The organism is Streptomyces sp. NPDC002730 (genome assembly GCF_042888805.1).
Classification (GTDB): Bacteria; Actinomycetota; Actinomycetes; order Streptomycetales; family Streptomycetaceae; genus Streptomyces.
This window is the reverse complement of sequence record NZ_JBIAQG010000003.1, coordinates 261,252-281,719: the sequence shown is the minus strand read 5'-3', so window position 1 is coordinate 281,719 and position 20,468 is coordinate 261,252. Positions and strand designations below refer to the sequence as shown.

General features: G+C 70.5%; 19 protein-coding genes and 1 pseudogene. 9 read left to right on the top strand and 11 right to left on the bottom strand.

Features of this window, described 5'->3' with window-relative positions; genetic code table 11:
* Positions 1-35 precede the first annotated feature (35 nt).
* Positions 36-704 (top strand): pyridoxal 5'-phosphate synthase, encoded by a 669-nt coding sequence (locus tag ACFYXH_RS09560; RefSeq protein WP_389561519.1) that lies wholly within the window; start codon positions 36-38, stop codon positions 702-704.
* Here the strand turns inward: ACFYXH_RS09560 and ACFYXH_RS09555 are convergent, their stop codons facing one another.
* Both ACFYXH_RS09555 and ACFYXH_RS09550 read right to left on the bottom strand, forming a co-directional pair.
* Positions 705-1,109, bottom strand: coding sequence for a Zn-ribbon domain-containing OB-fold protein (locus tag ACFYXH_RS09555; RefSeq protein ID WP_389561518.1), 405 nt, complete (start codon positions 1,107-1,109; stop codon positions 705-707). It lies immediately after the preceding gene.
* Positions 1,109-1,558 (bottom strand): DoxX family membrane protein, encoded by a 450-nt coding sequence (locus ACFYXH_RS09550; RefSeq protein WP_389561517.1) that lies wholly within the window; start codon positions 1,556-1,558, stop codon positions 1,109-1,111. Before ACFYXH_RS09550 ends, ACFYXH_RS09555 begins: the two co-directional genes overlap by 1 nt.
* A gap of 160 nt (positions 1,559-1,718) precedes the next feature.
* Here ACFYXH_RS09550 and ACFYXH_RS09545 point away from each other — a divergent pair, with 160 nt between their 5' ends.
* The 6 genes and pseudogenes from ACFYXH_RS09545 to ACFYXH_RS09520 all read left to right on the top strand — a co-directional run bounded on the left by ACFYXH_RS09545 (position 1,719) and on the right by ACFYXH_RS09520 (position 9,033).
* The gene (locus ACFYXH_RS09545) at positions 1,719-2,870 is read left to right on the top strand and encodes a flavin-containing monooxygenase (protein WP_389561516.1); all 1,152 of its coding nucleotides are present in this window, start codon (positions 1,719-1,721) and stop codon (positions 2,868-2,870) included.
* 58 nt (positions 2,871-2,928) lie between these two features.
* Positions 2,929-3,003: pseudogene (locus ACFYXH_RS09540) on the top strand (IS5/IS1182 family transposase); the annotation flags it as partial.
* A gap of 314 nt (positions 3,004-3,317) precedes the next feature.
* Positions 3,318-4,889, top strand: a complete 1,572-nt coding sequence (locus ACFYXH_RS09535) for a glycosyltransferase family 39 protein (RefSeq protein ID WP_389561515.1) — start codon at positions 3,318-3,320, stop codon at positions 4,887-4,889.
* A 402-nt stretch (positions 4,890-5,291) separates the two neighbouring features.
* On the top strand, positions 5,292-7,523 hold the full coding sequence (locus tag ACFYXH_RS09530; RefSeq protein ID WP_389561514.1) for an acetate--CoA ligase family protein: 2,232 nt from the start codon (positions 5,292-5,294) through the stop codon (positions 7,521-7,523).
* Positions 7,524-7,554: 31 nt separating this feature from the next.
* On the top strand, positions 7,555-8,370 hold the full coding sequence (locus ACFYXH_RS09525) for an enoyl-CoA hydratase/isomerase family protein (RefSeq protein ID WP_389561513.1): 816 nt from the start codon (positions 7,555-7,557) through the stop codon (positions 8,368-8,370).
* 57 nt (positions 8,371-8,427) lie between these two features.
* The gene (locus ACFYXH_RS09520; RefSeq protein ID WP_389561824.1) at positions 8,428-9,033 is read left to right on the top strand and encodes a flavin reductase family protein; all 606 of its coding nucleotides are present in this window, start codon (positions 8,428-8,430) and stop codon (positions 9,031-9,033) included.
* On the opposite strand, the gene ACFYXH_RS09515 is transcribed toward ACFYXH_RS09520, so the two are convergent.
* Positions 9,023-10,402, bottom strand: a complete 1,380-nt coding sequence (locus tag ACFYXH_RS09515; protein WP_389561512.1) for an MFS transporter — start codon at positions 10,400-10,402, stop codon at positions 9,023-9,025. The two genes, ACFYXH_RS09520 and ACFYXH_RS09515, sit on opposite strands and share 11 nt — an antisense overlap.
* 59 nt (positions 10,403-10,461) lie before the next feature.
* Between ACFYXH_RS09515 and ACFYXH_RS09510 the strand changes: the two genes are divergently transcribed.
* On the top strand, positions 10,462-11,523 hold the full coding sequence (locus tag ACFYXH_RS09510) for a GlxA family transcriptional regulator (RefSeq protein ID WP_389561511.1): 1,062 nt from the start codon (positions 10,462-10,464) through the stop codon (positions 11,521-11,523).
* On the opposite strand, the gene ACFYXH_RS09505 is transcribed toward ACFYXH_RS09510, so the two are convergent.
* The 4 genes from ACFYXH_RS09505 to ACFYXH_RS09490 form a co-directional block, all read right to left on the bottom strand.
* On the bottom strand, positions 11,437-12,675 hold the full coding sequence (locus tag ACFYXH_RS09505; RefSeq protein ID WP_389561510.1) for an MFS transporter: 1,239 nt from the start codon (positions 12,673-12,675) through the stop codon (positions 11,437-11,439). The two genes, ACFYXH_RS09510 and ACFYXH_RS09505, sit on opposite strands and share 87 nt — an antisense overlap.
* Before the next feature lie 141 nt (positions 12,676-12,816).
* The gene (locus tag ACFYXH_RS09500) at positions 12,817-13,866 is read right to left on the bottom strand and encodes a Zn-dependent alcohol dehydrogenase (RefSeq protein ID WP_389561509.1); all 1,050 of its coding nucleotides are present in this window, start codon (positions 13,864-13,866) and stop codon (positions 12,817-12,819) included.
* On the bottom strand, positions 13,863-15,056 hold the full coding sequence (locus tag ACFYXH_RS09495; protein WP_389561508.1) for an acyl-CoA dehydrogenase family protein: 1,194 nt from the start codon (positions 15,054-15,056) through the stop codon (positions 13,863-13,865). Before ACFYXH_RS09495 ends, ACFYXH_RS09500 begins: the two co-directional genes overlap by 4 nt.
* A gap of 250 nt (positions 15,057-15,306) precedes the next feature.
* Positions 15,307-16,218, bottom strand: a complete 912-nt coding sequence (locus ACFYXH_RS09490) for an SDR family NAD(P)-dependent oxidoreductase (RefSeq protein WP_389561507.1) — start codon at positions 16,216-16,218, stop codon at positions 15,307-15,309.
* A gap of 83 nt (positions 16,219-16,301) precedes the next feature.
* Here ACFYXH_RS09490 and ACFYXH_RS09485 point away from each other — a divergent pair, with 83 nt between their 5' ends.
* Positions 16,302-17,228 carry a cyclase family protein gene (locus tag ACFYXH_RS09485; RefSeq protein ID WP_389561506.1) on the top strand — a complete coding sequence of 309 codons (927 nt, stop codon included), beginning with the start codon at positions 16,302-16,304 and terminating at the stop codon, positions 17,226-17,228.
* Positions 17,229-17,386: 158 nt separating this feature from the next.
* On the opposite strand, the gene ACFYXH_RS09480 is transcribed toward ACFYXH_RS09485, so the two are convergent.
* The 4 genes from ACFYXH_RS09480 to ACFYXH_RS09465 all read right to left on the bottom strand — a co-directional run bounded on the left by ACFYXH_RS09480 (position 17,387) and on the right by ACFYXH_RS09465 (position 20,463).
* Entirely contained in the window at positions 17,387-17,851 is a 465-nt protein-coding gene (locus tag ACFYXH_RS09480; protein ID WP_385300507.1) for an ATP-binding protein, read from the bottom strand.
* A gap of 400 nt (positions 17,852-18,251) precedes the next feature.
* A complete protein-coding gene (locus ACFYXH_RS09475) occupies positions 18,252-19,172 on the bottom strand; it encodes an acyl-CoA dehydrogenase family protein (RefSeq protein ID WP_389561505.1) in 921 nt (306 codons plus the stop codon).
* A complete protein-coding gene (locus ACFYXH_RS09470) occupies positions 19,172-20,326 on the bottom strand; it encodes an acyl-CoA dehydrogenase (RefSeq protein ID WP_389561504.1) in 1,155 nt (384 codons plus the stop codon). Before ACFYXH_RS09470 ends, ACFYXH_RS09475 begins: the two co-directional genes overlap by 1 nt.
* Positions 20,326-20,463, bottom strand: a complete 138-nt coding sequence (locus tag ACFYXH_RS09465; RefSeq protein ID WP_389561844.1) for a hypothetical protein — start codon at positions 20,461-20,463, stop codon at positions 20,326-20,328. Before ACFYXH_RS09465 ends, ACFYXH_RS09470 begins: the two co-directional genes overlap by 1 nt.
* Between the last annotated feature and the right edge of the window lie 5 nt (positions 20,464-20,468).

Genomic DNA, 20,468 nt, shown 5'->3' with positions numbered 1-20,468 from the left:
CGCCGATACCACTCCGAGTGTAGTACTTTGCCCTTATGGACAACGATCGGCAGGAAACCTTCCGCGAGCTCCTGCACGCACAGCGGGTCTGGGACACCACACTGCCCGCGTTCGACCCGGCTTCCGCGCCCCTCGCCCCACTGCCGCTCTTCCACAGTTGGTTCGCCGAGGCCGTGGCAGCGGGCCAGACCGAGCCGCACACCATGACCCTGGCCACCGTGGACGAGCGGGGGCGTCCCGACGTACGCACGCTGATGCTGCACGGCGCGGACGAGCGCGGCTGGCACTTCGCCTCGCACGCCACCAGCGCGAAAGGCCGGCAGCTCGCCGCGCACCCGGAGGCCGCGCTGGGCTTCTACTGGGCGGCGCAGGGCCGCCAGATCCGGATCCGTGGCCGCGTGACGGCGGGCGCCTCCGCGGAGGGCCAGGCCGATCTGCACGCCCGCTCGACGGGTGCGCTGGCCGCCGCGCTCACCGGGCGCCAGAGCGAAGTCCTCGGCTCGCAGGACGAGTTGGCGGCGGCGTCACAGGCGGCGTGGGAGCGGGCCGGGGCCGAGCCGGACGCGCCCGTGCCGACCTGGACGCTGTATGTGCTCCAGCCGTACGAGGTGGAGTTCTTCCAGGGCGACGAGCGGCGGCGGCACGTACGGCTGCGCTACCGCCGCGAGGAGAGCGGCTGGGCGAGGGAGCTGCTCTGGCCGTGATCACCGCCTCCGGGCCGGACGGAAGACAGGCACCGCCGGCTCACCGTCCTCCCGGCGGAAGGTGACCTCCAGCTCCATGCCGATACTCAGCCCGCCCTCCGGGCACTCCACGATCTCGGTCATCATCCGCGGGCCTTCGGCGAGATCGACGACCGCGGCGGTGTACGGGACTCGGTCACCGAAGGGCGGCAGATCATTGCGGTGCACAACAGACCAGGTGTAGAGCGTGGCGCGGCCGCTCGCGCCCTCCCACCCGACGTCCTCGCTCCAGCAGTGCGGGCAGAACTCGCGCGGATAGTGGTGCGCCTTCGCGCAGGCGCGGCAGCGACGGATCAGCAGCCGGCCATCGACTGCGGCGTCCCAGAAGGGGCGGGTGAAGTCGTCGACTTCAGGCGTCGCGGTCATCAAAAGAGTCCGATCGCACTGTCCAGGGACCAGGTCTGCCATGCCATGGCGAAGAGGGCGACGAACGATATGAGCGCCATCATGCCGTTCTGACCCCGTTCCGCCCAGTCATGGATCATCAGGACCAGATAGAGCAGATTGAGAAGGAGCCCACCGAGGAGGGCGACCGGGGTCAGAAAGCCGACGATCAGACCGAGGCCCAGGGCGAGTTCCGCGTAGACGACGACGTACGCCATGACCTTGGGGCGGGGCTGGACCACCTTGTTGAAGCCGTTCTTCACCAACGGCCACCTGTGCTTGCCCGCGACGCCCGCCGCCCAGGCGATGCCGGTGCCGCGCTCGAACCAGTCCCTCTTGTCCTTGTGGCGCCAGCTCTCCAGCCACCACAGGCCGAGACCGATGCGGAGGACGGCGAGCCATTCGGCACCGGTGAGCCAGATGGTCTCCATCCGGGCCCCCTCTTCTCTTCGCGTCTTCATTTCTGACGGAACGTCAGTTCAGCGGATGCGACGGTATGTGCGCAAGAGGTGTGCGGGCGTGATCAATTCGCAACCGATTCCCGCCTTGACTGAGACCCATCATGTAATCGCGCGATTACGCTCACGGTTCATGGCCGCCGAAAAGGACATTGACCTCACGAACGACCGGCCCGTCTACGTCATCGGCGGCGGCCCGGGCGGTCTCGCGGCTGCCGCCGCGCTGCGGGAGCAGGGCGTACGGGCCGTGGTGCTCGAGAAGTCGGAATCCGTCGGCGCCTCCTGGCGCCGCCACTACGACCGGCTGCATCTGCACACGACCCGGCGGCTGTCGGCACTGCCCGGTCTGGCGATGCCGCGGTCGTTCGGGCGCTGGGTCTCCCGTGACGACGTGATCCGCTATCTGGAGAAGTACGCGGAGTTCCACGAGCTGGAGATCGTGACCGGGGTCGAGGTCTCCCGGATCGATCCCTCCGGTCCCGACTGGGTGCTGCACGCGACAGGCGGCCGGGAGCTGACCGGGCGGGCGGTCGTGGTGGCCACCGGCTACAACCACACCCCCCGGCTGCCCGACTGGCCGGGCCGCGATGCGTACACCGGCGAACTGCTGCACGCGGGCGAGTACCGCAACGCCGCCCCGTACGCGGGCAAGGACGTACTGGTCGTCGGCGTCGGCAACACCGGCGCCGAGATAGCCGTCGACCTGGTGGAGGGCGGCGCCGCCCGGGTCCGCCTCGCCGTGCGGACGACCCCGCACATCGTGCGCCGCTCGACGGCGGGCTGGCCGGCCCAGCGGACCGGCATCCTGGTCCGCCGGCTGCCGGTCCGCCTGGTGGACCGGGCGGGCGAGATCATGTGCAAGGTCTCCGTCCCCGACCTCACGGAACAGGGGCTGCCGCGCCCGGACACGGGCCTGTACTCCCGCGTGAAGCAGGGCGCGATCCCGATCCAGGACGTGGGCCTGATCGACGCGGTACGGGCCGGCAAGGTCGAGCCGGTCGCGGCGCTGGAGTCCTTCGAGGACAGCAAGGCGGTCCTGGCAGACGGCACCCGGATCTCACCGGACACGGTGATCGCGGCTACGGGCTACCGCCGGGCGCTGGAGGGTCTGGTAGGCCATCTCGGCGTCCTGGACGAGCGGGGCAAGCCGGTGACACACGGCGGCCGCGCGGCGGCGCAGGCGCCGGGGCTGTACTTCACGGGGTTCACGAACCCGATCAGCGGGATGTTCCGCGAGATGGCGCTCGACGCCCGCAAGATCGCCAAGTCGCTGGCCGCGGGCTGATTCCGGCGGACTTCGTGACGCATCCTTCGCGGAGGCTGCCCAACGGAGCACGACGCTCATCCTGACCCGGGCTGGTGACCGCCGCTGCAAGCTCCGCCCACATCAACGGACCTTGGTCGGCCTGCTCTACCTGGCCCTCAACGTCTCGGCCAGGCCCGGCGCGTGCTGGGCGGGGTGCCAACCACCGTGTGAACTTGGCCAGTGCTGCCTGCCAGGACCGTCGACAACACCGCCGCTCAGGCCCGCGGGATTGCCGAATCGCCGCAGCCCGGACTGGCTCACGTCAGCCGTCGCGGCGTTGGCCTACACCGGAAAAGGCGGCTTAGTGAGGCTCCGTCGCGCCTCCCTGGCCGGGCATGGCATGGCGGGTACTTGTAGAGCACAGATCTCGATGCGGTCGCTCGACGGCCTTGCCGTTCAGGACCATTCCGCTATGAGGACTTCAATATGGCATCTCTCGTCTCTATTGATCCGGGCGCGCAGGAATCCACTCAAGGCGGTGCTGAGCTGCGGGGCGCAGGAGCACGCCGGCGGCTGCAAGGCCTGCTGCCCAGCGTGTGGTTGTGGCCGAGCCTGCTGACCTTGGTTCTGATGCTGTTTGGGATCGGCGGTCCGCAGCTGTGGTGGGATGAACTGACCACCTGGCAGCTGGCGACGCGCAGCACTGCCCAGTTGTGGGGAGCGATGCAGAATGTGGACGCCGTGCATGGCACCTACTACCTGATCATGCACGGATGGATTGCCCTGTTCGGGGATGCCGCATGGGTGATGCGTCTGCCGTCGGCGCTGGCCATGGTCGGTACCACCGTGTGCGTGGCACTGATTGGGCGGCGACTGTTCAGCCACCGGGCGGGGCTGGCAGCCGGTGTCGTGTTCGCCTTGCTGCCGTCGGTAACCCGCTTTGGCCAGGAAGCACGTTCGTACGCTCTGGTCGCGTTTGTGGTCGCTTTGGCTACGTGGCTGCTGCTGCAGGCCCTCGATGGGCAGAGGCGTTGGGGGTGGTGGAGCGGTTACGCCGTGTGCCTCGGGGCGATCGGGATGCTGCACCTGGTGGCGCTCACCATTGTGGTCGGGCATGCCCTCGCGGTGCTGATGCGCGCCCGCTCCGAGCGCCAGTCCGCCAGGCGGTTGGGGGTGGGATTCGGGCTGGCGGCCCTGATTGGTCTCAGCTGTGTGGTCCCGTTGGTTTCCCTGGGCATGAAGCAAGCCGAGCGGCAGATCGCCTGGCTCCCCGCGCCAGGCGTGGGGGATCTGTTTATGGTGTGGCAGTCGGTGTTCAAATCCGCGCTGCTGCCGGGAGTCTTGGCAGTGCTGGCCGTGGTGGCTGTGTGGGTGTGGCCGCGCTCCCGCGATGCGGTGGTCTTCTGCAGCTCCCTGGTCGTGCTGCCCACGCTGGTGGTGTGGGAGGTGTCACAGGACGGCATGTCGTACTTCGACGCGCGCTACTTCGTGTTCACCTTGCCTGCGTGGGCCTTGCTGGCCGGGGCCGCAATCGCCGGGATCCGCTACCGAGTGGTGCTGCCCCTGGCACTGGTCATGCTCGCGTTTCTCGCCGTTCACGACCAGCGGGGGGTGCGGGGGGACTACGCGCATCAGTGGGTCGCCTATCCCGCTGAGGACTTCGGGCCGAGGATGGACTACAAGGGTGCTGCGCGCATCATCCGCGACGGATACCGAAGCGGGGACGCGGTGGTTTACGACCGACCCGGATGCCATTACACCCGGTGCGATCTGGGCGTCACCTTCTATCTACCTCGTGATCTCAAATTGCGTGATGTCTTCCTGGGCCTTCCGGCGACCGAGAGGAACGACCTGACACCGGCAGATTGCCCCGCGCCGGCCGCGTGCCTGGGTGCCGAGCCGCGTATCTGGCTGGTGGCCGCCTGGAACCCGCAGGATCCCATCAAGCAGCTGCCCGCAGCCCAGGCGCAGGCGCTTCGTGAGCACTACGTGGTGACCCGGGCCGAGCGAGTCAGCGGCCTGACCGTGGCCCTGCTGCAACACACCGCACAAAGGTAGCTTGGCCTTGGCGATGAACGGTGGTGCCGACCCGTGGCGTGGTCCGGGTGTCCGCGCGGGGGGCTACCGGAGCGAACTACCCGGTGTGTGGGGCGTGGTCGCCCCGGAAACGTGGATCGTCCGGCACTGCCCCGCTTGACGGACTACGGGAGTCCGGCTGGCCGAAACGCTCTGCTACGGCAGGGGCCGTGGCATAACCGGATCACTTACGTGGGTACGGGTGGGACAGCGGCCCATCGTGAGCGGCCGACGCCCCTGAGAACTGCGCGCGCGGTCCTGTGAACCCGCAATCCCCTGTCGTCACCAGGCTTTGCCCGCAGGACTGTTCCTGACGCGTCGTCAGGTCTGTAATCTGACTATGCGTCAGTTGCCTAGGCCAACGAGCAGGAGCGGGGCTCAGCGATGCTTGGATCTACTCACGGCACCCTCACCTCCGACCTCCGTGCCCGCGTGGTGGCCTGTGGGGAGCACCCCCGCAATGCCGTCCACGACACAGCTTCGGCCACCGCGGCCGACGGCGATCTGGACGTCAGCGGGCGGCCGCTGTACGCACCCGTGCCCGATCTGGACCGGTTCTTCCGGCCCGCCTCGGTCGCCGTCGTCGGAGCGTCCGACAGCGAGGGGCGGCCCAATACCGGGATCACCCGGCAGCTGATCGACTGGGCCGAGCGCGTCGGGGCGCGGCTCCATCCGGTGCATCCCACCCGGGAGACCGTCTTCGGGCTGAGCTGTGTCCCTTCCGTCAGCGACCTGCCCGAGCAGGTCGATCTCGCCGTGCTCCTGGTCGCCGACCCGCTGCCGGTGATCGGGGAACTCGCCGGGGCCAAGGTGAAGTTCGCGGTGGCCTTCGCCTCCGGGTATGCCGAGACCGGCGAGGAGGGCGCGGCCGCGCAGAGGCGGCTGGCGGCCGCCGTCGAGCGGTCGGGGCTGCGGCTGCTCGGGCCGAACACCAATCTCAACGCCTTCGAGAAGTTCCGCGACGACCTCGACGGACCTGCGATCGCGCTGATCACCCAGTCCGGGCACCAGGGTCGGCCCGTCTTCAGCATGCAGGAGCTGGGCGTACGGCTCTCCCACTGGGCGCCGACCGGCAACGAGGCCGACCTGGAGACCGCCGACTTCATCTCGTACTTCGCCGAGCGCCCCGAGGTCGGGGCCATCGCCTGTTACGTGGAGGGGCTCAAGGACGGGCGGTCCTTCCTGCTCGCCGCCGACCGGGCCGCGCGACGCGGGGTGCCGGTCGTCGCGGTCAAGGTCGGGCGTACCGAGGCCGGCGCACGGATGGCCGCCTCGCACACCGGCAAGCTGACAGGCGCGGACCAGGTGGTGGACGCGGCGATGCGGCAGTTCGGCGTGGTCCGGGTGGACGGGCTCGACGAACTTCAGGACACCTCAGCCCTGTTGGCGCGGGCACGCAGGCCCCTGGCCGAAGGGGTCGTCGTCTATTCGATCTCGGGCGGCACCGGCGCGCACTTCTCGGACCTCGCGACAGCGGCCGGGCTGAAGCTGCCGCAACTCTGCGAGGCCAAGCAGGCCGAGCTGCACGAGTGGATACCGGAGTATCTGAGTGTGGCCAACCCCGTCGACAACGGCGGGCACCCCGTGGGCGACTGGCGCGGACGCAAGATCATCGACGCGATCCTGGCCGACCCCGATGTCGGTGTGCTGATCTGCCCGATCACCGGCCCCTTCCCGCCGATGAGCGACAAACTGGCGCAGGATCTGGTGGACGCGGCGGAGGCCACGGACAAGCTGGTCTGCGTGGTGTGGGGATCGCCCGTGGGCACGGAGGCGGCGTACCGCGAGACGCTGCTGGGATCCTCGCGGGTCGCCACCTTCCGTACGTTCGCCAACTGCATCACCGCCGTGCGCGCCTATCTGGACCACCACCGCTTCAGGGCCGGCTACCGCTCGCCCTTCGACGAGGCACCGCGCACCCCTTCGCCCTCCTTCCGCAAGGCGCAGGCACTGATGCGCCCGGGCAAGCAGCTGAGCGAGCACGCGGCGAAGCAGCTCCTTCGGGCGTACGGGATCAGGGTGCCGCGCGAGCAGCTGGTGACCAGCGCGGCAGCGGCGGTGCGGGCGGCGGGCCTGGTCGGCTACCCGGTCGTCATGAAGGCGTCCGGCACGCAGCTCGCGCACAAGACCGAACTCGGCCTGGTCAAGGTCGGGCTGACCTCGGCCAGCCAGATCCGCGACGCCTACCGCGAGCTGACGGACATCGCCCGCTACGAGGACGTCGGCCTGGACGGGATCCTGGTCTGCCAGATGGTCGAGCGAGGCGTCGAGATGGTCGTGGGGGTCACTCAGGACGCCCTCTTCGGCCCGACGGTGACCGTGGGCCTCGGCGGGGTGCTGGTGGAGGTCCTGCACGACGCGGCCGTACGCGTACCTCCCTTCGGCGAGGACCAGGCCCGCGCGATGCTCGGCGAACTGCGCGGCCGCGCACTGCTGGACGGCGTACGGGGCGGCCCGCCGGTGGATGTGGACGCGCTGGTGGAGGTCGTGCTGCGGGTCCAGCGGATGGCGCTGGAGCTGGGCGACGAACTGTCGGAGCTGGACATCAACCCCCTGATGGTGCTGCCGCGCGGGCAGGGCGCGGTGGCGCTGGACGCACTGGCCGTCTGCCGGTGACGTCGACCGTACGAATCGGAGCTGCTCCCCCATGACTTCCTCCCCCGAAGAATCCACTGAGTCATTGATACTGCACAGCACTGACAACGCGGTCTCGTGGATCACCCTCAACCGCCCCGAGGCCATGAACGCGGTCACCTGGGACCAGCGGGAACGGATCATCGCGCTGCTGGAGGCCGCCTCCGCCGACCCCGAGGTCCGGGCCGTCGTCATCACCGCCACCGGCAAGGGGTTCTGCGCGGGCGCGGATCTGCGCGGGACTCCGCCGACCGCTCGGGAGCGGATCCCCGGGGACGTGGCGCGGACAATTCGGCTCGGCGCGCAGCGCCTGATCGGGGCCGTACTCGACTGCGAGAAACCCGTGATCGCCGCCGTCAACGGCACCGCCGCCGGCATCGGCGCGCATCTCGCCTTCGCCTGCGATCTCGTACTGGCCGCGGAACCGGCCAAGTTCATCGAGGTGTTCGTACGGCGGGGGCTCGTCCCGGACGGCGGCGGTGCGTATCTGCTGCCCCGGCTGATCGGGCCGCAGCGTGCGAAGGAGCTGATGTTCTTCGGCGACGCGCTCCCGGCCGCGGAGGCCGAGCGGATCGGACTCGTCAACCGGGTCGTACCGGCCGAGGAGTTGGAGAAGACCGCTCGCGAGTGGGCGGAGCGGCTGGCGGCGGGGCCGACGAGGGCGCTCGCGCTGACCAAGCAGCTGGTGAACGTCTCACTCGACGCCGACCGGGCATCGGCCTTCGCCGCCGAGGCCGCCGCACAGGAGATCAACATGACGACGCACGACGCGAACGAGGGCGTGGCGAGCTTCGTGGAGCGCCGCACGCCCCGGTACAAGGGTCTCTGAGGCTTCCAATCTGACGAACCGTCAGCTTCAATGGAAGCTGTGATGGGACACGCAGGGATGGCCGCAACCGCCGTCCGATACCTCAGGTCGGTCGGGGCCCCCACGGCCACCGAGCCTTTCGACGCCTTGCCGCGCCCGGACCTGCGGGCCGTCGGCGACGACGAGCGGCTGCCCGTCGACGCGGCCGAATTCCGCCGCGTACTGGGGCACTTCGCGACCGGCGTCACCGTCATCACTGCGTACGACGAGGACGGACCGGCCGGTTTCGCCTGCCAGTCCTTCGCCTCCCTGTCGCTCGACCCGCCGCTGGTCGCCTTCATGGTCGCCCGTACATCGACGACCTGGCCGCGCATCGCCCGCGCCGGGTCCTTCTGCGTCAACGTCCTTGGCGCGGACCAGGGCGAGCTGTGCCGGGGCTTCGCGGTGAGCGGCGCGGACAAGTTCGCCGGAGTCACGCACACCGGAGCGCCGGTGACCGGGTCGCCGCTCCTGGAGGGCGTACCGGCCTGGATCGACTGCACGATCCAGACCGTGCACACCGGCGGCGACCATCTGATCGTCGTGGGCCGGGTGGCGGCGCTGGGTGCGACGGACGGGAAAGCGGACGACGAGGACGCGCCGCTGCTTTTCCACCGGGGGCGGTTCGGGCGCTTCAGCGCGTGACGGTGTCGGCCGCGGTCGTCGGCTTCACCAGCGACACAGATGACACGGGTGACACAGGTGACACAGGTGACAGCTTCGGCAGCGGCTTGCGCCGGATCACCAGCGCCATCAACGCCGCCGCCGCGCACAGCGCCCCCGACGCGTACCAGACCACGTTGTACGAGCCGAAGGTGTCCCGCGCCAGGCCGCCCGCGAAGGCTACGATCGCCGCGCCCACCTGGTGCGAGGCCAGCACCCAGCCGAAGACGATCGCGCTGTCGTCGCCGTAGTGCTCGCGGCACAGGGCGATCGTCGGCGGAACCGTCGCCACCCAGTCCAGGCCGTAGAAGACGATGAAGAAGATCATCGGCGGGTGGACGGACGGGGCCAGCAGCATCGGCAGGAAGAGCAGACTGATGCCGCGCAGCGCGTAGTAGACGGCCAGCAGCCGCCGCGCCTCGAAGCGGTCGGTGAACCAGCCCGAGGCGATCGTGCCGACGACATCGAAGACGCCGATCACCGCGAGCAGCGAAGCGGCCGCCGTGATCGGCATGCCGTGGTCGTGGGCGGCGGGCACGAAGTGGGTCTTGACCAGGCCGTTCGTCGAGGCGCCGCAGATCGCGAAGGTGCCTGCCAGCAGCCAGAACGGGCCGGTGCGGGCCGCCCGGAACAGGACGGTGACCGCGCGGCGGGCCGCGCCGGGGACCGGGTCGGGCTTCGGCGTGAAGCCCTCGGCGCCGTACGCCGCAATGCCCACGTCCGCCGGGTGGTCCCGCAGCAGCAGCCAGACGAACGGGACGACCGCGAGAGCCGAGAGCGCGACCGTGATCGAGGCCGGGCGCCAGTCGTGGTTCTCGACCAGCCAGGAGAGGAGGGGCAGAAAGATGAGCTGGCCGGAGGCGCCGGCCGCGGTGAGGATGCCGGTGACCAGTCCGCGCCGCTGCACGAACCACCGGTTGGTGACCGTCGCGGCGAATGCCAGCGCCATCGAGCCGCTGCCCAGGCCGACCAGAATGCCCCAGTACATCACCAGTTGCCATGACGTCGTCATGAAGACGGTCAGTCCGGATCCGACCGCGATGACCGTCAGCGCGACCGCGACCACCCGGCGGATGCCGAAGCGGTCCATCAGCGCCGCGGCGAACGGCGCGGTGAGCCCGTACAGCGCCAGATTCACCGAGACCGCGAAGCCGATCGTGCCCCGCGACCAGTGGAACTCCTCGTGCAGCGGCTCGATCAGCAGGCCCGGCAGCGAGGCGAAGGCGGCGGCACCGATGATCGTCACAAAGGTGACGACAGCGACGAACCACGCGCGGTGGATACGGGGAGGAGGACGAAGGGGCTGCGGGCCGCCGTGCGGCGCGGTTGTCTGGGTCACGTCACCCAGCATCCGGGGATCGATCACCGGCAACGAGTGGCCCGAAGGACAGCGTTCGTTAGGATCGGGCCATGGCCGATGCGAAGAGACGCGACAGGACGAGCTCCATCACTACGAGACGCGAGACGACAAGCTCCGCAACCAGGAAGCACCGCATCGCCGTCCTCGCCATGCCCCAGGTGATCCCCTTCGAGCTGGGGATCCCCCACCGCATCTTCGGCCGCGCCTTCTCCCCCGGTGGCGACCACCTCTACGAGGTCGTCACCTGCGCGCCAACACCCGGCTTCGTGCAGGCCGAGGCGGACTTCTCGCTGTACATCGAGCACGGCCCGGAGGCACTGGCCGAAGCCGACACGGTGATCGTGCCCGCCGCGTACGAGCCCGATGTGCTCTACCAGGAGGGCCGCCTCCCCGAGGAGCTCGCCCAGGCGTTCCGTCATGTCCGCCCCGGCACCCGTATGGCGTCCATCTGCACCGGCAGCTTCGTCCTCGCCGCCGCCGGCTATCTGGACGGCCGGCCCGCCACCACCCACTGGCACTGGGCGGACCTCTTCCAGCGCCTCTTCCCCTCCGTCAAGGTCGACCCCGACGTGCTGTACATCGACGACGGCGACGTCCTCACCTCGGCGGGCGTCGCGGCCGGCATCGACCTGTGCGTACACATGGTGCGGCGCGACCACGGGGCGGCCGTGGCCAACGACGTCGCCCGGCGCAGCGTCGTACCGCCGCACCGGGACGGCGGGCAGGCCCAGTACATCCAACGCCCGCTCCCCGAACCACAGTTGGCGACCACAACCGCCGCACGCGGCTGGGCACTCGGCCGCCTCCACGAGCCGATCCAGCTGCGCGACATGGCGGAACAGGAGTCCATGAGCGTACGAACGTTCACGCGCCGATTCCGCGAGGAGGTCGGCGTCAGCCCCGGCCAGTGGCTGACGCAGCAGCGCGTGGAGCGGGCCCGGCATCTGCTCGAATCCACGGAGCTGTCGGTCGACCAGGTGGCGCGGGACGCGGGCTTCGGTACGGCGCAGTCGATGCGCCAGCACCTACAGGCGGTGCTCGGCGTCCCGCCGACCGTCTACCGCCGCACTTTCCGCGCGGGAGTCCTGAACGACAGCGGCGGTGGCGGATGACATCCGCCGCTCCCCCAGGGCGCTGACCACGGCCAGTACGACCGTCAGTCCCACGCCCGCCAGGATCGCCGCCGACGGCGACGCGACGCTCAGCAGCGCGCCCGACAGCGTCGCGCTCGCCGCGTAACCGACGCCGGCGGCCGCGTACATCACCGAGAAGCCGGCGGCGAGCATCCGCGCGGGGAGCGCCTGGCGCAGCGCGAGCGTACGGGTCAGCTGCACCCCGGACGTGAGTACCCCGGCCAGCAGCAGGCCCACCGCGACGCCGACGAGCGCCGGCACGAGCGCGACCGCCGCGACCACGGCAGAGACGGCGAAGAGCAGCACCAGGCTCTGTGTACGGACCCGGCCCGGCCAGGTTCGCAGGCCGTAGCCGAACGAGCCGAGGGCCGCGGCCACCGAGTACCCCGCGAGCAGCGGGCCCGCCCAGCCGACCGCGATATGCCGCTGCTCCAGCAGGGCCGGCAGGACCAGTTCGGCGAGGGCCAGCAGTCCCATACCGGCCGCGCCCGTGACGTACACCGGCCAGGCGGCGGCCAGTACGCGCAGCGTCGAGCCGCCCTCGGCGGGGGCTTCCTCGGCCTGCCATCCCACAGGCAGCGCCCACAGGCCCGCGGCCCCCGACACGGCGAGCCCGGCGGCGAGCAGCAGCGGCACGGACGGATTCACGCCGAGAGCAAGAGAGGTGGCGAGCACCGGGGTCGCGGCCCAGATGACGAAGGTGAGCGTCGACTCGAAGCTCATGGCCTGAGCGGCGGCGCGCTCGGGAACAAGCGAGAGCAGCATGGTGCGAAGACCGCCCGGCGACGCGGCGGGCGCGGCACCGGCGGTCAGTGCGAACGCGCCGAGCAGTACGGGGTGTTCATGCGGGAAGACCCCCAGCGCGGCGAAGGCGGCGGCCCCGGCGACCAGGCCGGCGGCGATCTGGAAACGGGCGCGTTCCGGGGTGAGGCGGGGCCCGAGCAGCAGCGCGCCGAGGATCTCGCCGAGCACGTACACGGCGGCGAGCGTGGCGCCGAGCCCGTAACCGCCGGGCCGCTCGCGCACCAGGAAGACCAGCGCGAGCGGCGCCATCGCGACCGGGGATCGGGCCCCGACGGCAACAAGTGACCAGGTCAGGACGGGCCGAGTGGCCAGTTCGCGGTAGGGCATGGGGCGACCGTAACGCGGAGCGGTGGGGCGGGCTCAACCAGTTTTCCGGGGGTCGGCGTAGGGCGCGTGCTCAGGCTCGTGCTGCCGTCGCCGCGCTGAGTGTCGTGCTGAGCGCCGGCCCGGGGGGCACAGCGTCAGGGCTCAGAACGTCAGAACGCCGCGCGCAACCCGCCCGTGGTGTGCGTCGTCCGCCGCCTTCGCGAAGTCCTCGATCGGATAGGTCTCGGTGACCAGTTCGTCCAGCAGCAGCCGGCCCTGCCGGTACAGCTCGGCGTAGAGCGCGATGTCGTGCTGCGGGCGCGAGGATCCGTAACGGCAGCCCAGAATGGACTTGTCCAGGAACATGGCCGCCGGCACGAACGACGCCTCCGCCGTCGCCGCCGGCATACCGAGGAGAATCGCCTGGCCGTGCCGGTCGAGCAGATCGATCGCCTGGCGGATCAGCGCGGTGTGACCGACGCACTCGAAGGCGTGGTCGGCGCCGGTCGGCAGGATCTCCCGTACGCCGTCCGCCGATTCGAGGAAATGCGTCGCCCCGAACTGCCGGGCCACCCCCTCCTTCGCCGGATTCGAGTCCACCGCGACGATGACGGACGCGCCCGCGATCCGGGCGCCCTGGATGACGTTGAGCCCGATGCCGCCCGTACCGATGACAACGACGGTGTCGCCGCGGTCGACCTTCGCGCGGTTGAGTACGGCTCCGACTCCCGTCAGCACCCCGCAGCCGATCAGCGCGGCGGAGGTCAGCGGCAGGTCGGAGGGGATCTTCACGGCCTGGACGGCCTTGACGATCGTCCGCTCCGCGAAGGCGGAGTTGGAGGCGAACTGGTAGAGCGGTTCGCCACCGCGCGAGAAGGGTCGGCCGGGCCGCCCGATCGCCTTGCGGCACATGGTGGGCCGGCCGCGGTCGCAGTCCGCGCACGCGCCGCAGTTGGCGAGGGTGGAGAGCGAGACATGGTCGCCGGGCGCGACATGGCCGACGCCCGCGCCGACCGCCGCGACAACGCCCGCGCCCTCGTGCCCGAGGACCAGCGGCACGGGAAAGGGGATCGTGCCGTCGATCACCGAGAGATCGCTGTGGCAGAGCCCGGCGGCGGCGACGGCGACCAGGACCTCGCCGGGGCCCGGATCCCGTATCTCCAGATCGTCAACCACCTGCGGCTGCTTGCCGTCGAAGACGACGCCTCTCATCGGGGCTCCCTCGGTAGGCCGAGCACCCGCTCGGCGATGATGTTGCGCTGGATTTCGTCCGAGCCGCCGTAGATGGTGTCGGCGCGGGTGAAGAGGAACAGCCGTTGGAGGACGTCGAGTTCGTACGGGTTCTCGGCGCTCCAGTCGTACGGACCTGCCGCCGCGCCCGCACCGCGTACGGCCATGGCGAGCTCGCCGAGCCGCTGGTGCCAGCCGCCCCAGAGCAGTTTGGCGACGCTGGGGGCTCCGGGGTCCTCCTCGGAACTGCCCAGCGTGCGCAGGGCGTTCCAGCGCATGGTGCGCAGTTCGGCCCACTGCCGTACGAGACGGTCTCTGAGTACGGGGTCGTCGGCGGCGCCGCTCTCGACTGCCAGCCGGACGACCTGCGCCAACTCCTCCTCGAACCCGATCTGTTGGACCAGGGTCGACACGCCGCGCTCCAGAGCGAGCAGGCCCATGGCGACGCGCCAGCCGTTGCCCTCGCCGCCGACGACATGTCCGGCGGCGGCGAGGGCGCCGTCGAAGAAGACCTCGTTGAACTCCGCGGTGCCGGACATCTGGCGGATCGGCCGTACGTCGATACGGCCCGGCTGGTACATGGGCAGGAGCAGGAACGACAGGCCGTGGTGGCTCTGCGATCCGGGCTCGGTGCGGGCGAGGACGAAGCACCAGTCGGCTTCGTGCGCCAGGGAGGTCCAGATCTTCTGTCCGCTGATCCGGTAGGTGTCACCGTCCCGTACGGCGGCGGTCCGCACCCCGGCGAGGTCCGAGCCCGCGCCGGGCTCGCTGTACGCCTGGCACCAGAGCTCCTCGCCGCGCGCGACGGCAGGCAGGAAGCGGTCCTGCTGCTCCTGGCTGCCGTACGCGATGAGAGTGGGCGCAAGGAGGTTCTCGCCGATGTGCCCGACGCGGCCGGGGGCGCCGGAGCGGGCGTACTCCTCGGCCCAGACAACCTGTTGGGTCAGTGTGGCCTGCCGGTTCCCGTACGCGCCGGTGTCCCAGCCGAGCCCGATCCACCCGGCTCGGCCGAGCTCCCGCTCCCAGGCGCGGCGGGCCGCTACGCGCTCGTGCTCGCTGCCGGGGCCGCCGTGGCGGGCGGCCTCGGCGTGGCTCCCGACGAGGTGGGCGTCGAGCCAGGCCCGTACCTCGCGGCGGAATTGCTGGTCCGCGGGACCGAACGCGAAGTCCACGTCTCCTCCAAGGAGTTGAAGTTCCCCACCCCACCCCACCCCACCCCGCCCCTTCCCGAGCTGGGGGCAAGCCCCCAGACCCCCGGACGCCCTCCGGGCGTGTCCTCAATCGCCGGACGGGCTGGGTTTCCCGGACATCCCAGCCCCTCCGGCGTTTGAGGAGCGGGGCTTGGGGCGGAGCCCCAACAGCAGCCCCGCCGGCGATTGAGGCGCGGAGCCCGGGGGCGGGGCCCCGTAACCCGGGGCCCGGCTAGGCGTTCGGGCGCTCACCCGACGCCGCCGCCCGCGCCATCTCCTCCAAGCGCGCCAGCATCGGCATCGGGTCCACCCCCACCGTCCCCGGCAGAAAGTCCGCGATCTTCTCCGGGGTCCACGCCCCCTCCGCGTAACCGGCCCGCAGTTCCCGCGGCTGCGCCCACACCGCGATCTTCGGGCCCGCGATCGTGTAGACCTGGCCCGTGATCCGCTCCTCCCGCGCCCGCTCGGAGAGCAGGTACACGACCAGCGCCGCCACGTCCTCCGGCTCCCCGATCTCCTTCAGCTCCATGGGTACGTTCGCCGACATCCGCGTACGCGCCACCGGCGCCACCGCGTTCGCCGTCACCCCGTACTTGTTCAGGCCCAGCGCCGCGCTCCGCACCAGCGAGATGATCCCGCCCTTCGCCGCCGAGTAGTTGGCCTGCGCCACGCTCCCCTGGTGGTTGCCGCTGGTGAACCCGATCAAGGTTCCGCCGCCCTGCTTCCGCATCACCGCCGACGCCGCCCGGAACACCGTGAACGTCCCCTTCAGATGCGTCGCGACGACCGGGTCCCACTCCTCCTCGGACATGTTGAAGAGCATCCGTTCGCGCAGAATCCCGGCCACACAGACCACACCGTCGATACGGCCGTACTGCGCCAGCGCCACGTCCACGATCCGCCGGCCGCCCGCCATCGTCGAGATGTCGTCCGCGACCGCGACCGCCTCTCCGCCCGCCGCCTCGATCTCCTTGACCACGGCCTCGGCGATCTCACTCGTCGGCTCGCCGCCCTCGATCGAGACGCCGTAGTCGTTGACGACGACCCGTGCGCCCTCCGCCGCGGCGGCCAGCGCGACCGCCCGGCCGATGCCGCGCCCCGCACCCGTGACGGCGACGACCTTGCCTGCCAAGAAGTTCCCCACGTCCGGCCCCTTCCCGCGGTTTCTGACGGACCGTTAGATTCTACGGTCAGCCAGATACTCGAGCACAAGACCCGGGAGGCCCGATGTCACTGCCGGCCGAGTTCCACGACATCGCCAAACGCGTGAACAACTGGGGGCGTTGGGGCACGAGCGACGAGATCGGCACGCTCAACCTGATCACCGACGAGGTCGTCAGGAACGCCGCCGCCGAAGTCCGCAGCGGGCGCCGCGTCGCCCTCGCGCTGCCGCTGCAGCAGGACGGCGTCCAGACCGGCCTCATCCCGGGCCGGGTGAACCCGCTGCACACCATGGTCCAGATCAACCAGGAGCTGTTCGGCCCCGGCACCGTCGCCACCAGCGACGACGCCGTGACCATGGGCCTGCAGGCCGCCACCCACTGGGACGCGCTGACCCATGCATCGCACTCCGGCAAGATCTACAACGGCCGCCCCGCCGACACCATCACCGCGCACACCCGCGCACAGTTCAGCGGTATCGACAAGGCATGCCATATCGTCTCGCGCGGCGTACTGCTCGATGTGGCGCGCGCCAAGGGTCTGGACCGACTGCCCGGAGATCACGCCGTCACACCCGAGGACCTCGATGAGGCCGCGGAGTTCGCCGGCATGACCATAAAATCCGGTGACATCGTTCTCGTACGGACCGGACAGATCCAGGTCTGCCTCGGTGGCGACAAACACGGCTACGGATACCCGTCCCCGGGCCTGTCCGTCCGTACCCCCGAGTGGTTCCACGCCCACGATGTCGCCGCCGTCGCGAACGACACCCTCACCTTCGAGATCTTCCCGCCGGAGATCGAAAACCTCTGGCTGCCCGTGCATGCCCTGGACCTGGTCGAGATGGGCATGCTGCAGGGCCAGAACTGGAATCTGGAAAAGTTGTCCACAGCCTGTGCGGAAACCGGGCGGTACGCGTTCCTGCTGTCCGCGATGCCGGAGCCGTTCGTCGGCGGCACGGGGACCCCCGTAGCCCCGGTCGCGATCCTCTGACGGCCGTCACCGGCAGACAACGGGCGGCAACCCGGCCTGCGCGACCCCAGAACGCGACCCCAGGGCGGCTGTCCCACACTGCAACCCCAGGCAGCTATCCCAGACCGCGACCCCGGGCTGCTGTCCCGGGCTGCTGTCCCGGGCTGCTACCCCGCGCCCTACGGCGCGGTGACATAGCCCCGCACTCCCGGCTGCTCGTATGCCCCTGCCGCGACCGCCGGTGCACCCCTGTCCACCTCACACCAGATGGACTTGCCGGCGCCCTCCGGCTGCCAGCCCCACCGGTCGGCGAGTCCGTCGACCAGTTCAAGACCGCGGCCGTTGGTGTCGTCGCCCTCGGCGTGGCGCGGCTGCGGCGGGCGGGCGCTGATGTCGGCGACCTCCACCCGTACGGTCCCGGCCTCGGCCACGCCCGCCCCGAAGAGCATCCGCAGCACGGCCGGACAGCCGGTGTGGACGACGGCGTTGGTGACCAGCTCCGAGATCAGCAGGATCAGCGTGTCGGCCAGCGGCTCGTCGTCCCCTATACCGGACCCGGCGAGCCTGGAACGAGCCCACCTGCGGGCGCGCCCCACCTCCGCGGGATCGGGCCCGACCTCCAACTGAACCAGAAGCACCTGCACCGCTCACACCATCCGAACCGGCGGACACATCGCCTCGCGCCTCGACAAGGTCCTGAACAAGGTCACTGAAAGTGACTCCCTTGCAAGACAGCATGGTTGACGTACAGTCACCGCAACAAGCGCTTCGGGCATATTCCAGCGCGAAAGAGTACCCGTGGTGCATACTGTGCGACGCACGTTGCGGAGAGTCGAACAGAGGCTCGCAGCCCGTACTCGCACAGGGCGAACGGAGCACATTCCCGGTCCCGGAGCCGCCGCAGGGGCAACACCGGCAGAGCCCGGCCTCGGAACCACTCGCATCCCACGGAGAGTACCGGAGCCCGGCCCCGACTCCGGGCCGTGACGAGTCACGCGAAGGACACAACCCGGTATCGACGTTCATTCAACTCTCGGTGACCCTTCAGAGTGCTGAGGCCAAGGCCTCGGCCTGGATCTCCTCCGACTCCGCCGCGGTGAGCCACATCTGCCCGCGCAGCCAGGCCCGCTTGAGATGCAGATGTACGTCCGCCTCCCAGGTGAAGCCCATCCCGCCGAATACCTGGAGGCAGTCGCGGGCGCCCTGGACGGCTGCCTCGTCGGCCAACAGCTTGGCGCCGGCGATCTCGGTGAAGTCCTCGGTGACGGCCGCCGCGTAGACGGCGGCGCGGGCCACTTCCGTGCGTACGAGCATCTGGGCACACAGATGCTTGACTGCCTGGAAGCCTCCGATGGGCTGCCCGAACTGCTCGCGTTCCTTGGCGTATTGGACGGCCATCTCGGTGGTGCGGGCGGCGCTGCCGAGCTGTTCGGCGGCGGTGAGGAGGATCGCGTCCGGGTGTGGCGGGACCTTGGGACCGTCCGGGATCCGGTGCAGCGGGGTGAGGGGGTCCATGGACCGTAGCTGCCGCGCGTCGGGCAGATCCTTCGGATACCGGATCCGCATCCCCGCCCCATGGATGACGACTGCCGCGTCGGCGTCGGTGAAGTGCGGCATCAGGCCGCTCAGTTGGGTGCCGCACGTGACGACCTGCGTGCCGTCCGCGGCGCCCGGCACCCGGCCCGCCGCCAGATGGGTCGCGACCAGCGGTCCGTTCAGCAGCGCCCGGCCCGCCTCCTCGAAGAGCAGCACCGCCTCGGGCAGTCCGAGCCCGGCCCCGCCCTCCTCCTCCGGCAGTCGCAGCGCGAAGAACCCGGCCGCGCCGAGCTCCCGCCACAGCTCCCGGTCGACGGTGCCCTCGCGGTCCACGGCCGCCCTGAGCGCGTCGCGGCCGAAACGGCCCGCGAGCAGCTCCCGTACGCCGCTCCGCAGAGCACGCTGGTCGTCCGTCAACCGGAAGTCCATCAGCGCCCCTTCGGAAGGCCGAGTATCCGCTCGGCGACGATGTTCTGCTGGATCTGCGAGGTGCCCGCGGCGATCGTGTACGACAGCGAGGAGAGCCGGTCGCCTGTCCACTCCTCGTCGAGGTCCATCGCGTCGGGACCGAGCACCTCGGCGGCCGTGTCGTACAGCTCCTGGCGCGCGTGCGAGTAGCGGAGTTTGAAGACGGAGCCGCCGGTGCCGGGTACGCCGCCGGTGTTCTGCGCCTCGCTGACGCTCCACTGGGTGAGCCGCCACAGTGCGCGGAACTCCGCGTTGAGCCGACCGAGTCTGCGACGCAGCACCGGATCGTCCCAATGGCCGTTGCGCCGGGCCGTACGGGCCAGTTCGCCGAGTGTGCGGCGGCAGGCGACGACCTCGCCCACGAAGGCCGTGCCGCGCTCGAAGGAGAGGGTGACCATGGTGACGCGCCAGCCGTCGTTCTCCTCGCCGACCCGGTTCGCCACCGGAACGCGGACCTCGTCGAGGAACATCTCCGCGAACTCCGCGGACCCGGCGAGCGTGCGCAGCGGGCGGACCGTGACCCCGGGCGCGTCCATGGGCATCGCCAGCCAGGAGATCCCGCGGTGTCTCGGCGCCTGCGGGTCCGTCCGTACCAGCAGCTCGCACCAGTCGGCGACCTCTGCGTGCGAGGTCCAGATCTTGGAGCCGGTGACCACGTACGAGTCCCCGTCCCTGACGGCCTTCGTACGCAGCGACGCCAGGTCCGAGCCCGCGTCCGGTTCGCTGAAGCCCTGGCACCAGACCTCGTCGCCGCGCAACACGGGCGGCAGCCAGCGGGCGCGCTGCTCGGCCGTGCCCTCGGCGGCGACGGTGGGGCCCGCGTGCAGCAGTCCCACGAAGTTCGCGCCCACGTACGGCGCCCCGGCCCGCTCCGTCTCCTCCAGATAGATCAGATGCTGGGTCGGCGTCGCACCCTGCCCGCCCGCGTCCACGGGCCAGTGCAGGCCCGCGTATCCGGCGTCGTACAGCATCCGCTGCCAGGCCGTGTCGTACGACCGCCGGCCCGGCCAGTCCAGGGGATCGGGCTTCGGCGGCAGCTTCGGCAGCGACAGCGCCAGCCAGGAGCGCAGCCGCGCCCGGAAGTCCTCCTCTTCCTCGGTGTACGTGAGGTCCACTACCGGTCCAGGTCCAGGTCGAGCATCCGGATCGCATTGCCGTGCATCAGCTTGTGGACCGTCTCGTCGTCGAGGCCCGAGAGGTGGGCCGGCTCGATCACATGGTCGTCGACGCTGATGATCCGAGGCAGTTCCATGCTGG